At 67.7% G+C, this 13,981-nt stretch carries 12 protein-coding genes; all 12 read right to left on the bottom strand.

The annotated features are described in order from the left end of the window. Nucleotides 1-10: 10 nt before the first annotated feature. Genes ACYQ4W_RS11615 through ACYQ4W_RS11560 form a run of 12 tightly spaced genes read right to left on the bottom strand, consistent with a single transcriptional unit; the run spans nucleotide 11 to nucleotide 13,976 of the window. Nucleotides 11-2,146 carry an N-acetyl sugar amidotransferase gene (locus ACYQ4W_RS11615; protein ID WP_459856725.1) on the bottom strand — a complete coding sequence of 712 codons (2,136 nt, stop codon included), beginning with the start codon at nucleotides 2,144-2,146 and terminating at the stop codon, nucleotides 11-13. A gap of 1 nt (nucleotide 2,147) precedes the next feature. After that, the gene (hisH, locus tag ACYQ4W_RS11610) at nucleotides 2,148-2,786 is read right to left on the bottom strand and encodes an imidazole glycerol phosphate synthase subunit HisH (RefSeq protein WP_459856723.1); all 639 of its coding nucleotides are present in this window, start codon (nucleotides 2,784-2,786) and stop codon (nucleotides 2,148-2,150) included. Nucleotides 2,787-2,819: 33 nt separating this feature from the next. Continuing rightward, on the bottom strand, nucleotides 2,820-3,545 hold the full coding sequence (locus ACYQ4W_RS11605) for a phosphocholine cytidylyltransferase family protein (RefSeq protein WP_459856721.1): 726 nt from the start codon (nucleotides 3,543-3,545) through the stop codon (nucleotides 2,820-2,822). Nucleotides 3,546-3,600: 55 nt separating this feature from the next. Continuing rightward, nucleotides 3,601-4,200: a gamma-glutamyl-gamma-aminobutyrate hydrolase family protein gene (locus tag ACYQ4W_RS11600; protein WP_459856719.1), complete on the bottom strand. Its 600-nt coding sequence runs from the start codon at nucleotides 4,198-4,200 to the stop codon at nucleotides 3,601-3,603. Beyond that, nucleotides 4,197-6,551, bottom strand: a complete 2,355-nt coding sequence (locus ACYQ4W_RS11595) for a PEP-utilizing enzyme (RefSeq protein ID WP_459856717.1) — start codon at nucleotides 6,549-6,551, stop codon at nucleotides 4,197-4,199. The genes ACYQ4W_RS11600 and ACYQ4W_RS11595 overlap by 4 nt, the downstream gene beginning before the upstream one ends. A gap of 44 nt (nucleotides 6,552-6,595) precedes the next feature. Beyond that, the gene (locus ACYQ4W_RS11590) at nucleotides 6,596-7,390 is read right to left on the bottom strand and encodes a class I SAM-dependent methyltransferase (RefSeq protein ID WP_459856715.1); all 795 of its coding nucleotides are present in this window, start codon (nucleotides 7,388-7,390) and stop codon (nucleotides 6,596-6,598) included. After that, nucleotides 7,387-8,625, bottom strand: a complete 1,239-nt coding sequence (locus ACYQ4W_RS11585) for an SGNH/GDSL hydrolase family protein (RefSeq protein WP_459856713.1) — start codon at nucleotides 8,623-8,625, stop codon at nucleotides 7,387-7,389. The genes ACYQ4W_RS11590 and ACYQ4W_RS11585 overlap by 4 nt, the downstream gene beginning before the upstream one ends. Before the next feature lie 9 nt (nucleotides 8,626-8,634). Further along, nucleotides 8,635-9,186 (bottom strand): adenylyl-sulfate kinase, encoded by a 552-nt coding sequence (locus tag ACYQ4W_RS11580; protein ID WP_459856711.1) that lies wholly within the window; start codon nucleotides 9,184-9,186, stop codon nucleotides 8,635-8,637. Between the two features lie 47 nt (nucleotides 9,187-9,233). Beyond that, complete coding sequence (gene asnB, locus ACYQ4W_RS11575; protein ID WP_459856709.1) at nucleotides 9,234-11,078, bottom strand: asparagine synthase (glutamine-hydrolyzing); 1,845 nt, start codon at nucleotides 11,076-11,078, stop codon at nucleotides 9,234-9,236. A gap of 39 nt (nucleotides 11,079-11,117) precedes the next feature. Next, a complete protein-coding gene (locus ACYQ4W_RS11570) occupies nucleotides 11,118-12,143 on the bottom strand; it encodes an N-acetylneuraminate synthase family protein (RefSeq protein ID WP_459856706.1) in 1,026 nt (341 codons plus the stop codon). Between the two features lie 3 nt (nucleotides 12,144-12,146). Then, nucleotides 12,147-12,896 carry a GNAT family N-acetyltransferase gene (locus ACYQ4W_RS11565; RefSeq protein ID WP_459856703.1) on the bottom strand — a complete coding sequence of 250 codons (750 nt, stop codon included), beginning with the start codon at nucleotides 12,894-12,896 and terminating at the stop codon, nucleotides 12,147-12,149. Nucleotides 12,897-12,911: 15 nt separating this feature from the next. Beyond that, entirely contained in the window at nucleotides 12,912-13,976 is a 1,065-nt protein-coding gene (locus tag ACYQ4W_RS11560; protein WP_459856700.1) for an NAD-dependent epimerase/dehydratase family protein, read from the bottom strand. Between the last annotated feature and the right edge of the window lie 5 nt (nucleotides 13,977-13,981).

Raw genomic sequence — 13,981 nt, 5'->3', positions numbered from 1 at the left:
CCGGCTCTGGCTACAGCGTGTCGCGCACCCAGCGGCCGTCTTCCATGCGCCACACGCGGGGGTCGCGGAAGGTGTCGGCGATGCGGTCGAACTCCTCTTCGCCCATGCCCACATACTCCAGCCAGCGCTTGAGATCTCTGGGCTTCACCGGATCATAGCGGTTCACCAGCTCCACGGCTTTTTCGCGCGTCAGCAGCCCGGCGCGGATGTCTTTGCAGGCGTGGTCCGTGGCGCGGCCATAGCCGAACTTCACATACTTCAGGTAGTCGTGGGCGCCGTTCTCGTGCATGTCGTCCAGGTTGGACATGGTGCGGTAGGTGCGGTCGAAGGGTTCCGTGGGCACTTCGAAGCCGTAGCGCTCCTTCACGAGCTGGAAGTGCTCGTTGGCCTCCCAGTACACGTAGTTGCCCAGAAACAGTCCGCGCAGCCCCAAGTCCAGCATCTCCTGGTCCGAGGGATAGCGCCAGGGCGTCAGCTCCTGCTCGGTCAGCCCTTCGCGTCCCACAAAATAGCTCCACTCGAAGCCCCGGTTGAAGTGCTCCAGGCGGTAGCGGTAGCTCACCTCGGGAAAGTCGTTCATGGAGAACTGGCCGCAGAGATCCACGTAGCCGTGCTCGCCATAGAACACCAACGGGATGCGCCGGCGCACCGCCTCCATCATCGGCACGGTCATGATGCCCGCATGCCCGTGCCAGTTCATGTCGCCCATGATGGTGAAGGCCAGGCGGTTCAGCTTTTTCAGCGTGCCCACGGCCGGACGGACGATGATGTGGTCGACGTTGAAGACCTCGCGCATGCGCAGCAGGTTGCGCCAGCCCACGTCCGTGTAGTTGTTGCCATCGTAGGTCACCAGCAGCGGATTGAGCCCGAATTCCTCTTTCAGCACATGCACCTGGAAATACGAGTCCTTGCCGCCGGAAACCGCGATGACCACGTCGTGCCGGCTGCCGTCGCGGCAGCGCCCGCGCTCCACGATTTCGCGCAGCAGCTCGCGGCGGCGGGTCCACTCTGCAGCGGGAATGGACGCCTTCATCACGGCCATTTGGCAGCCGGTGCACACGCCCTCGGCGTCGTAGTCCATGGGCGTTGCGGAAAGCGAGGGATACACGCAGCGCGTGCACCAGCGCACGGACTTGCCCGGCCTGCGCTGGGCGGCGGCGGGGTAGTCGCCCTCCCTGGCTTGGCGCAGGCGCTTTTCGATGCGCGCGTCCTCGCGGCCGCGGTCGTAGTCCGGCTCGCGGCGGAAGAAGCGGGACCCCACGCCCACGGGCCGCATGGGCACACCCGCCTCCAGGCAGGTCCGCTTGGCCAGGGGGTAGCTCAGCTCGAAAAAGTGGAAGATGTTGGCCGCAGCCGCGGCAGCCGCCCCGGCCTCGGTTATGGCGGCGGGGAAATGCCCGTACTCGCCCACGCCGCCGCAGGCCACCACCGGCACGCCGATGCGCCCCGCCACGTGGCGGATCAGCTCCAGATCGTAGCCCAGCCCGGAGCCGTCGCGGTCGATGGAGTTGAGCAGGATTTCGCCCGCGCCCAGGCTCTCGGCCTCCTGCGCCCAGTCCGCGGGGTCAAGGCCCGTCGCGGTCCGGCCCCCGTGGCTGAAGACCTCCCAGCCGCCGCCGTTTGCCTTGCGCGCGTCAATGGAGACGACGATGCACTGCGAACCGAAGCGTTGCGCCGCTTGCGTCACCAGGCTTTTGTCCCCCAGGCCCCGGTCAGCCAGGGCGGCCGTGTTCAGGGTGATCTTGTCCGCGCCGTTGGCCAGGCGCGCCTCGATGTCCGCCAGGGTGCGGATGCGGCCGCCGAAGGTCAGGGGCATGAAGCAGACTTTTGCGATTTCGCGCAGCACGTCCAGCGTGGTTTCTCCGGCGTATTGCTGCTGCAGGTCGTCGCGGCGCAGGTCGTGGCCGGTGTCCTCGCGGCTTATGTCCAGCACGACGAGCTCGTCGACGTTCCAGCTGGAAAGCCGCTGCACCGTGCTCATGGGGTTGCCGATGACCTGATGCACGGTGAAAAGCTGGCTGCGGACGATGAGCCCGTTTTTGAGCAGCAGCACCGGGATGAGCCGCGGGCGCGCCCCGGCCACCAGCGTGCCCGCCTCCGTGTCCCGCATCGTTGCGGCGTTGCCGCTGGCGTCTGGCGTGGTCATCCTACTTGCCTCCCGCCGCTGGCGCTTGGGCGTGGCGCACAAAATTGCCAAGCACTTCCAGCCCCGCGTCCTGGCTTTTTTCCGGGTGGAATTGCGCCCCCCAGACATTGCCGCGCTCCACCGCCGCGCATACCGGGCCGCCGCCGAAGCGAATGGTCCCGGCGCAGTCGGCGGCCTCGGCGCAGACGAAATGATAGCTGTGCACAAAGTAGAACGGCGTGCCGCGCTCCACCCCGGCGAACAGGCGGGATTGCGCGCCCGGCAGAACGTCGCACCAGCCGATGTTCGGCACGCGCTCCACCCGCAGCGCCGGCCGCAGCAGGCACACGCGCCCGGGCACCAGCCCCAGGCCCGGATGGGTTCCGAATTCCTCGCTAACGTCCGCCAGGAGCTGCATGCCCAGGCAGATGCCCAGGATGGGCGTTCCCGCTTTGGCGGCAGCCTGGATGGGCTGAACCAGTCCGTGGCGGCGCAGGCTTTCCATGCCGTCGGCAAAGGCCCCTACGCCCGGCAAAATGAGGGCGCGCGCCCCGGCAACCCGATCGGGGTCGCTGGTGACCTCGGCTTCGGCTCCAACCCGCTGGCACGCGCCAAGAACGGATGCGATGTTGGCGATGCCGCTGTCGATTATGGCGATCACACGACCTCCGGTATTGTTGTGCCGCGCGCGGGCTTACAGCCCCAGGTCGCCCACGCTGGCCAGGTCGCTCTCGCTGTCGAACTCCGCCCAGCGCGAGGGCGCGGGAACGCCATGCACCGGGAACCCGGACTCTATGAGCAGCTGCAAGGCCCCGGTCATGTCCAGCTTGTCGCGCCGACCCGGCTCCAGGCCGGCGCGCACACGCTGCAGCGCGGCCCAGCCGCCGGGGCGGAACAGCACCAGACCCATGTACTGGCCCTGGATTTCCTGCACGCTCTTCGGCTTTTTACCTATATCCAGAATGCGCGCGTCGGCATCGATGCGGAAGGTTTCGGCGTCCTCCAGCGGGTCGCCGAAGCGCGCCTCCCATTGCCGGCGCCAGTCCAGGTCGTAGGCCACGGCGAGCTCTTCTCCGCTGCGCAGCAGGGCGGCCACGGCCGCGCTGCCGTACACGATGTCCGAGTAGGTCACCAGGCAGGGCCCGGCCTCCAGCCATTCTTCCGCGCAGGCCAGGGAGGCCACCATGTTCGTCTGCTCCCAACGCTCGTTGTGGAACTCGCGCAGGCCGCGCGCGGCCAGCATTTCGCGCCGGTAGCCGGTCACGATGGCGATGTCGTCAACCCCGGCGTCGCGCAGGGCGGCGAGCTGCCAGTCCAGCAGGGCGCGGCCCTGATATTGAACAAGGCACTTGGGCCGGTCGTCCGTCAACGCGAGCATGCGGCTGCCGCGCCCTGCGGCCAAAATGATTCCCTTCGTCATGGTCCTGTCCTTTTCCTTCACGCCTGCTTCCTGCTGCGCTCGCACGGGCGCATTCTCAAAAAAACGACCGGACCAGGGCGATGTCCTCCGGCGCGAAGGCCGGCTCCCGCTCCGGGTGCCACATGATTCCCGCGCGCAGGCCGTCCTGCCGCCGGGCCTGCTCCACGCTGCCGTCCGGCGCAAGGGCCAGGGGCTCCCATTGTTTGCCCAGGGTGATGACGCCCCACTGATGGAAGCTGTTCACCTCGCGCCCGGGCTGGGCCTTGCCGCCCGCAACGCGGTGGCGGCTGGCCACATGGCCGGGCACGGCGTTCAGCACCGCCCCGTCGAGCCAGGCCAGAAACTGCAGCCCGCGGCAAATGCCGAACACTGGCGCGTCGTGGCGCCCGGCCAGCTCGGCCAGGGCGGTTTCGGTGCGCTCGCGTTCCGGGGTGTCGCCGCCAAGGGCCAAAAGATCGTTGCCGCCGGAGAGCAGCACCCCGCAGGGCCGCACCGCGTCCCACAGCGCCGCCGCGTTCTCGGCGATGTTGGGCACCGGCACGGCCAAAAGGCCGCAGGCGGCCAGAAATCCGCACAGCCGCTGGTCCAGGGCGTCGCGCCGCTCCCCGCGGTCCGGGTGGGCGTCCACCCGCTGGGAGACAAGCACCGGCCTCACGCCAGCACCTCCACCTTGCAGTTGGCGCAGTCCACGTCCAGCATCCGCGCGCCGGACCATTGCTGGTAGCGCGCCTCGCCGGCGCCCACCACGGCGGGAATGCCCAGCTCGTTGGCGCGGATGGCCATGTGGCTGTTCGCCCCGCCGTAGGCGGTGATGAGCCCGGCGATGCCGCGGGAGAAAAGCCAGTCGTAGCCGGGGTCGGCGCTGGGCACGCAGGCGATGCGTCCCTCCAGGGAGCCGGGGGCGGCCAGGTCGCCCACCTCTGCCCGCACGCGGCCAAGGGTCACGAAGTTCGGCTCGGCCTCGGGCAGTTCAAAGCCCCAGACATCGGCCTCGCAGGTGATGAGCGGCGGCAGCAGAATGCCGCAGGCTGTGCCGTGCTGCTCGCGTCCGGCGGCGATGGACCGCTCGAACACGGCGGTGATGTCCGCCGAGGAGCGGTACAGGTCGTAGAACACGTCGCTGCTGAGGTAGGAGAGGTCGTCGCGGCTGAAGCCCCGGCGCTCGCCCAGATCGCAGGTGAAGGACAGGGCGTCGCTCAAGTTGCGCGTGAACTCGAACTTGGAGGACTCGCGCAGTTCAATGCCCGCCTGGAGAAAGTCGAAGAAGCCGATGACATCGTGCTCCAGCCCGTGATTTTTCAGCAGTTCGGCGATCTCCCGCATTTGCCGCAGCGAAAGGCGGAAGGGCTCCTTCTTGTGGCTGGCGGCCGCGCGGGCGTTCCAGTCGAAGTACGTGTCCGGGGCTTCATCGTAGCGCTGCGACAGGATGTCGTAGGTGCCGGGGCGCAAATGTCCGTACTTGGCCAGAAAGGTGGACCGCTCCAGGTTGGCGTAGTCGCGGGGGAGCTGGCTTGAAACCGTGTCCAGGTTGTTCAGGAAGCAGTCGCGCTCGGCCGGGGTCAGCACGCCCTCGGCCACCAGGGAGCGCAGCAGGATGACCGCGATGAACCCGGCACGGGCAAGCCCGGCAAAGGGCAGGGTGCCGTGGCGCTTGCAGTCCTCCAGCAGCCAGTAGATGCGCGAGACCGGATCCGTGGCGCTTTCGTACAGCTGGCGGCGGCGCGCGGCGAGCACGCCGATGCGCTCGGCGTCGCTGCGCCACAGCCCGCTTTTGGCGTTGATGATGCGCGTGGTGAGCCTGCGCAGGCTGTCCTTCAGGATGCGGCAGTCCTCGGCCGAGAAGCCTGCCCCGCGCAGGTCGCGCAGCTTGGCGTCCATGTCGAAGGAATAGCAGGTCAGCACGATTTCGAATTCGATCTTGTCGTGCAGATGCGGATTTTGCAGCAGGCGGTCCAGGTAGTAGTCGGCCAACCGGTCGGCCAGGCCGTCCTCTATGTCCGCCGGGATGAACGAGTTGAAGCTCACGCGCACGTCCACGTAGGGCAGGCCGCAGAGGTCCTTCAACAGCGGGTGGCTGCGCACGTTCTTGTAGCCGTACTTGTCGCGCTGGTAGGCCCAGGTGGAGTTGGTGATGAGCTCCCGGTACAAGGAAAAGGCCAGGGGGCGCGGGCGGATGCCGATGATCTCCGCCGGGTTCCAGTCCGGCATGACGCCGAAGATGGTGCGCTTGCCGAAGAGAAAGGGATGCGGGGTGAAGCCCTCGGCCGTCTTGGCGGCAATGCCGGCGATGACCGGGGCGTGCGCCTGGGCCTCCAGCACCGGCCCGCGCATGACAAGGGGCCGCGCCTGAAGCAGGATGACTTCCTCGGCGCCGCCCTCCTGGCGGGCGACAGCGAATTCCACGTCCAGGGGAACGCCGGGGAACAGGCCTTCCAGCTCAAGGAGCAGGGCCACCACTCCGGCCAGCTCCGCCGGGGCGGGGGTGGGGGCGGCCTTGTGCCGGGTGTAGCGGCGCGAGGCCCCGCCGGAGGTGACGGCGCAGGTGTCCGCGCCCTCGGTCCACTGGATGATGTGATAGGGAGCGCCGGAGGCCGCGTCCGCGGTGAAGGCCACGCCCGCCCGCAGCACGCCGCGAAGCGAGGTCTGCACCAGCACTTCGTCGGGGCCGTTGGCTGCGGCCTGCTCTCCGGGCCGGATGTCCGCGTAGGAGGCGATGACGGTCTCGATGGCGGCGCGCAGCTCCGGGCCGCAGACCACGCCGTCGCAAGAGACGAAACGGCCTGCAAGGGACTGGCGCGCGCAGTCCTCCCGCGCGCTGCTGGAGCGCACAATGAGCCGCTCCCCGTCCGTGAAGCACCGGCGGAGCTCCATCAGCACGGCGTCCGCCTCGGCGCGCCAGCGCTCGACGGAGAAATAGCGCAGGGGCAGCACCCGGGCGCACCGGACTGTCCCGGCAAGGGACTCCAGGGTCCGGGCCTTGGTACTCAGCGTTGCTTTGCCAGCCATGACCGCACCTCGCCTGTTAGCATATGTCCGCCCCGCACAGCTGTCTACACGGGCTTGCGGGCGGTGAGCACGTAAATGTTGCAGAACTGGTCCGGCGCCAGCCGCATGAGCGTGGACTGCAGCAGTTGCCCCAGCCAGGAAAGCCGGTAGCCTTCCTTGCGGGCCATGTTCTCGTCGAACACCTTGTGCGTTGGCGCGCGGAAAAAGGCGAACTTGTAGAAGATCGGCATGTTTTCCACGCGGAACACCTGCTCCACCTGGAACCCGCCCCGGCGGAAGGCTTCCACGAATTCGGCGCGGGTCAGGTTCATTTTGTGAAAGTGCCGCTCGCCGCTGCCCTGGTGCCGTTTTTTGGCGCGCGCGCGGGCCAGCCAGTCCGTCAGCCGGGTTTGGATGTTGTCCGCCCGGAAGGAGGCGCAGACCGTGCCGCCGGGCTCCAGCACGCGGCAGGTTTCGGCGATGGCCGTGTCCAGCCCGTGCTCCAGATTGTGGTACAGGCCAAAGGCCAGCACATGGCGGAAGGAGGCGTCCGCGAATTGGAGGGCGGTGATGTCGCCCACCACAACGTTCAGGGTCGGGTCGGCCTTTTTCAGCTTGTCCACGGCCACCTGGATGAAGTCCATGCCCACGATGTCGCGGCCGCGCTCGTGATAATAGCGCAGCACGCGGCCCGCGCCGCATCCGGCCTCCAGAATGCGGCCCGGCTCCGCCCCGGCGGTGAGCTCCGCGTATTTCAGCGGATAGCCGTCCGGGTTTTCCGAGGCGCTGTCCGCCTCGATGCTGGCCCAGCGCTCGGTCCAGTAGTCCTTGTTCGTCGCCGAACGGTAGGTGGTTCTCATTCTTGCGCCGCCTTCACCACATTGTTGCCGCGCAGCCATGCGGCCACGCGTTGCGCCACCAGGGCGTTGCCTTTGGCGGACAGGTGCCCGCCGTAATTGTCGTTGACGTATAGCATGCGAAAATCGTGCTGGAGGAGTTCGTCGGTCATGTCCAGCACCGGGAGCAGGGCCCCGGCCTCTTTGAAAAAACGCTGATACGCCGCCACGCCCGCGCTGCCCGCCGCGGCGCGCAGGTCCATGAGCTGCGGCAGCACAAGCACCAGGGGCGTGTGCCCCCGTGAGGCCGCCAGCCGGGCAAAATGCTCCAGCACGGCCCGAAACAGCCGCGTGGCCTGCGGATCGGCGTACTGGGCGTGGGCTTCGCTCAGGTTCCGGCGCATCACCAGGGCAAAGGGGGCCTCCTCCAGCTTTTGGTCGCAGCGGCCCAAGAAACGCGCCGCCTTGCGCAGCAGCAGCAGTCCCAAAAGCGGCAGGTTGCGGCCGCGGCTTTGCAGCAGGCGCAGCACATACGACGGCCCCCGGAACTGCACGGCCCGGAATTTCTCGGCGTAGAACCTGTCGCGGGCCTGAATGTCCGGCAGCAGCCGGGACAGCCCCGCCACGTCCTGCGGTCCGCGCACGGGGCAGGGCGCCAGCCGCAGCCCGCCCGTGTCGTCCAGTTCGTAGCGGGGCTTGAAGGCGAAGGTGTTGCCGAACTCCAGGTAGTGCTTCCAGCGGCTCTGGATGCGGCAGATGGTCTCGGGCACGAAGGCCAGCACGGCCACCCGCACGGAATCCGGCAGAACCATGCCCTCATAGCGCAGCAGCGCCTGGTCGGCTCCATAGTTGCCCACGCCGTAGTTGCCCACCCCCAGGCCGGCCAGGCGCGAAAGGCCGCTCTCCCACGTCTCCTCGTCCGCCACTTGGCGGCAAAAAGCGTAGGAGTCGCCGAACACGGAGACGGTCTCCGGGGCGTGCGGCAACATCTTGGCCCGCGAGCCGTCCGCATCGATGTGGAAACGGATGTCGCCGTTCCTGCCTTTCTCCACGCCCTGGGTGCCTGGCTTGCGCGCCCAACCCAGCACGGGGTCGAAGCTGGTGCGGAAGAATTTGCCCAGGGCCTCGGCGTCGAAGGCCGGGAGGTCGTCGGCCTCGGTGATGAGCCACTGGAAGTCGCGCCGCAGCCAGCGCACCACGGCCCGGAGCAGCAGCTCCAGCAGCAGGAGCACGCCACAGGCGGCCAGCACAAGCTCCATGCCGCCTTCCTACCCGGCGCGGGGCGGCGTTGCCCCGTCTGGTCCAGTCAGCTTGGCCCGTTGGGCTATCTCCCGGGCGAAACGGTCGGGAGGGGTGTCAAAGCCGCTGTTGTCCAAAACGAGATCGGCCTTGGGCGGCGGCGGAAAGGGAATGTCCACGCCAACCACGTTGCGCGCGGTGCCGGCCAGGGCCGGGGCGTAGATGCCCTTGTCGTCGCGCCGGGTCAAAATGTTCAGCGGAACATCGACGAACACCTCGAAATAGCTGGAGTAGTTCTGGCGCGCGCGGGCCTGCACATCCGGAAAAATCGAGAGCAGGCAGCAGACCACGTTGATGGCCTGCCGGTCGAGCCACAGGCACATTTCATAAATGCGCTCGGCGTTTTTGCGGCGCCCCTCGACGGTATAGTCCACGGGGGAGCGGTCTTGGCCGAAGATGGCCCGCACCTGGTCGCCGTCCACCAGCACGGTGTTCGCGGCGCGGGGCTTCCACAAGGCGTACAGCTCGCGCCCGATGGTCGATTTGCCCGCCCCGGACATGCCGATTATCCAGATGACCATGCCGATTCCCCCCGCTTTTTTCCGCCGGCCGCCGCCACAATGCGGCCCTAGCCGAACAGCTCCAGAAAGATTCTGGCATTCATGAAGGAAAACAGAAATTTGCTCAAGTGATTGGGCAGGGGCGAGCGCGCCATGAGCTCGGCCACCGGCTCGCGCCGCACCAGCTCGAAAATCCGGGCCGAGGGGTCCAGCAGATAGTCGCGCACGGCTGGGTCGCGCAGGTCCACAATGCTGTCCACCGAGGTGTTGAAGCCCTTCTTTTGGCGGTCCAGGCGCACCGTGTCGTTCAAAATGCCCTTCATGGCGCTGCGCAGCACATATTTGCCGTAGCCATCGCGGATGAGGTGCCGTGAGGGGATGGCGTTGGCGAACTCGAACAGGGCCGTGTCCAAAAACGGGCTGCGGTTCTCCACGGAGCAGCGCATGGAGTTCAGGTCGTCCTCGTGCAGAAACACCGGTGTGGCCTCGTGAAACAGCTCGTTCAGCATCCTGTTGCGCAGGGGCTCGGCGGTGTAGGCCTCCTCGAAGAACGGTTCGTCGCAGGGCTCGGTCATGAATGCGGCCAGTTCGGCGCGGCCGTCGTACATGTGCTCGCGGTAGTCCGGCCTGCGCACGTAGAGCTCCGGGTCGCGCAGAAGCGGATTGCGCACCAGCCCCAGAATGTGCCGCCGCCACGACTCCAGGGCCTCGGCGTGGTCCGGGGTGCCGTGCACGGCGGCCAGGTGCAGCAGAAAATGGTCGTAATAGCCGGTGAACAGCTCATCGGCGGCGGCGCCGGAGAAAGTGACGCGGTAGCCGCCCTGCTGCACGGCCTCCAGGATCAGCGAGTGGGAGTAGTAGGTCGCCGTGGTCAGCGGGCCGTCGTGGTAGTCCACCAGGTCGCGCAGGCGCGCAAGGGAGCCGCGCCGCGAAATGGGGTGCAGGTGGTGCCGGCAGCCCAGGTCGCGCACGGTGGCCAGAATGTTGGCCTCCTCGTTGTAGCGCTCGTCCTCGTCGGTGATGGAGAAGGTCACCAGCTCGCAGCCGCAGTGCTTCACCGCGATGGAGGCCAGGCTGGCCGAGTCCACGCCGCCGCTCAGGCACAGGGCCAGGGGCACGTCGGCGCGCACGCGCAGCCGCATGCTCTGGATGAGCCGCTCGCGCACGCCGCACACGGCCTCTTCCATGCTCATGGCCGGATTTTGACGCGGCGCGGGCGTCCAGTAGGGCCGGGGCCTGGCGTTGCAACCGTTGTCGCCGTTTGCGGCGCTCAGGGTCAGGCAGTGCGCGTGGGGCAGCTGCTCAACGCCGGTGAAAAATGTGCGCTCTGTTTTGTGCAGGCATTTGTAGCCCAGGGCCAGGTAGCGGCGCAGCTGCCCGGTATCGACCTGGGGCCAGGACCCGGCCAGCGCGGCGAGCAGCTTGACCTCGGAGCCGAAGTACAGGCCGTGGTCCGCGCGCATCACATACAGCGGCTTTTCGCCAAAGCGGTCGCGCGCCAAAAATAGGCTCTGCCGCGCGGCGTCGAAGATGGCGAAGCTCCACATGCCCTCGAAATGCTCCAGGCAGGCCTCGCCATACAGCCTGTAATACTGCAGCAGAACCTCGGTGTCGCTGTCCGTGCGCAGGGCCACGCCCTGTGCGAGCAGGCGCTGGCGCAGCTCCAGGTAGTTGTAGATTTCGCCGTTGAACACCAGGGTGGTGTCGCCGATGGTGAAGGGCTGGTTTGAGCGCGGGTCCAGGTCGATGATGGACAGGCGCGAGTGCAGCAGGCGCACGGAAACGCCCGGCTGGGTCTCGGCGCCGAAACACTGGCGATGGTCCGGTCCGCGCCGGCGCATCAGCTCCAGGGCGCCATGGACCGCCGCGTCGTCCGGCGGCTGCGCGCCCCAATATCCGGCTATGCCGCACATGCTGCTTCCTCGCTGCGCGCCGGTTTGCGACGCGCGCCGCTAGGCCGCGCCACCGGGCTCAATGTCGTCCTGCGTGATCTGCGCGCCCAGGCTGCGGTCCCGGCGCAGGCGCCCGCCCACGAGCAGCGCCTCACGTCCCGGAGCCAGGCCCGTGCCCGGCCGGGCCCAGGTGAGGTCGCACAGGGTCAGCACGGTTCCGGCCTTCAGGTCGCGCGCGGCGGCTATGGACCGGCGCATGGCGTCCTCGCACGCGGCCTCGCAGGCCTGGGGGACCTTGCACTCCGGCCCCAGCATGGTTTCGGCGGCGCGGATCTCCTCCACCATGCGGCGCAGGGCCTCTGGATTGGCGGAAAGCTGGTGGTCGCGGAACGCCGAATGGTCGTTGGCGATGGTGAAATGCTTTTCGATGATGCGCGCCCCGGCGGCAACGGCCAAAGACGCGGCCTGGATGCCCAGGGTGTGGTCGGAGTAGCCCACCTCCGCGCCGGGGAAATGGGCGCGCAGGGCGCGTATGGCCCCCAGGGCGGCCTGCTCCGGCGGCACGGGATAGCTGGCCACGCAGTGCAGCAGCGCCAGGCCGGGGGTGACGCCAGCGCGCTCCCAAATGCCCTGGATGCGGTCGTGCAGGCGGCGCACGAGGGCCACGTCCGCAAGCCCCGTGGACACGAGGAGGGGCTTGGCGAACCCGGCTATCGCATCGACGAGCGGGAAAAAGGTGTTGTCGCCGGAGGCGATCTTGAACACCGGCTGAAGGCCGTTCAGGAACAGCGCGCTGTCCAGGTCAAAGGGCGTGGAGAAGAAGAGGATGCCCAGGTCTTTCGCCTGGCGCGCCAGCAGGGCGAACTGCTCCCGCGTGAGCAGAAAGGAGCGCAGGCGCTCCAGCCGCGCTGCATCGACCCCGGCCAGAATCTCCGGCACGAAGGTCTGAAACTTCACGGCGTCGGCCCCGGCCTCGGCGGCAAGGCCGACAAGCTCTTGGGCGAGGGCGAAGCTGCCCTCATGATTGTTGCCTATCTCCGCAATGACGAAGACTTTCTCGGCGGTGTCGAAGTTGCCTATCTTCATGGCTTACGCGCCTTTTTTGTGCAGGTGCAAAACATAGGAGGCGGACTCGTGCCGGAAGCCCAGCCCGGCGTACAGCCTGAGGGAAGCCGCGTTGCCCAGCTGCGTCCCCACCCGCATGGGCGGCGGCTGCGTGCGGCAGGCGCCCAGCGCTTGGGCTATCATGGCCCGCGCCAGGCCGCGCCCGCGCCAGGCCGCGTCCACTGCGACGAGGTCGATGACAAGGGCGCCGCCAGGACCGGACAGGAGCTGCAAAAAGCCCGCGACCGCGCCGGTTCCGGGCGCGGCCTGCGCCGTGGCCTCGGCCACGATCATCCAGTCGCCGCGCCTGCCGGCAAAGAAGTTCGCGGCCCACTCTTCCTTGATGCGTCCGGCCAGTTCCGGTCCCACCTCGGGGTCGCGGTGGAAGCGGTTGTGCTCAAAGGCCGCGCGGGCCAGGGCGCGCACGCCGGGCTCGTCGCCGGGGCTGGCGAAGCGCACGCCGCCGGCCGTGCCCGCAGCCATGACGAGGGGCTCGGCGGGGCGGACCAACTGCAGGTTGACGTCCACCACGCGGAAGCCCAACTGCTGCAGGCGCAGCAGGGCGGGGGCGTCGTCGGCCGCGGCCTTTGCCCCCACAAAGCATGGGCCGGCGGGCACGTCGGCAGGGTCGAGCCCGGCCAACGCGCCGGAGAGGTGGAAGCACGGCTTGCCCAGCAAACCGGCCAGCCAGGCATCCGGCGAGGACGTCACGGCGTCCGTCATGCGTCCGGCCACGTCCCCCTCCCGATCCTAGTCGTTGAGCTGGGACGCCAGGCCCCGGGCCTTGGGCTGCAGCTCGGCAAAGAGCTTCTTGTACCACTGGATGTAGTGCTCGTAGCCCACCTCCAGCGGATTGGACGGATTGTAGCCGATGAGCCGCTTGGCCTTGTCCACGGAGAGGGTGCCGCGCTCGGGCACCAGGGCGTCGCGCTGAATGTGCTTGATGCTGATGCCGGGGAAGTGCTTCTGCACCATGGCGGCCATGGAGTTCAGGCTGCGGCCCTGGCCGTAGGTCATGTTGAAGATCTCGTTGCGGGCCTCGGGCCGGGTGATGGCTTGGCAGATGCCGTGGACCATGTCGCCGATGTAGGTGAAGTCCAGGCACTCCTCGCCGTCGCCCTTGATGGTGATGTCTTGGCCGCGCAGGGCGTTTTCGATGAATATCTGCCCCACCCGGCGGCTGATGCAGCGCTCGCCGTACAGGGCCGAGGGCCGGATGATGGTGTATGGCAGGCCGAACACCTGATTGTAGGCGATGACGAGCTTTTCTCCGCCGAACTTGAGCGCGCCGTAAATGCCCAGCGGGTTGCAGGGGCTTTCCTCGTTGACGGTGTCGGTTTCGAAATTGCCGTACACCATGCTGGAGGAGAAGTAGATGAACTGCTCCGCCCTGCCGCGGGCGTTGTCCAGGGCGTTCTCCAGGGTGCGGAAGCTGTGGTCGAAGGTGCTGTACGGGTCCTTGTTGGATTTGCCCGCGTGGGAAATGGCGGCCAGCAGCACCACCACCTGGGGTTTGATCTTGTCCAGCACGTTGCTCAGGCGGAAGTAGTCGCGCACGTCCTCCACATACAGCGGCACGCCCGCCTCCTGCAGCAGCTTCAGCCTGCTCTGCACGATGTGGATGTACAGGTCGCGCTCTTGTCCTGCGTAGTTTGCGCTGTAAAGCGAAAGCAGGTTGTTCACCTCCAGCCCGTCGATGACCGAAACCTCGGCACCGCGCCGCTTGAGCTCCAGGGCCAGATTGTGCCCGATGAAGCCCGCGCCGCCGATGAGAACGACTTTGCGGCCCTTGATCTCGATTGCGTTGCTGTCCATGCGGC

It is taken from the genome of Humidesulfovibrio idahonensis (genome assembly GCF_054657715.1).
Note: the sequence above shows the minus strand (reverse complement) of the source record. Positions and strands in the feature narration are given on the sequence as shown.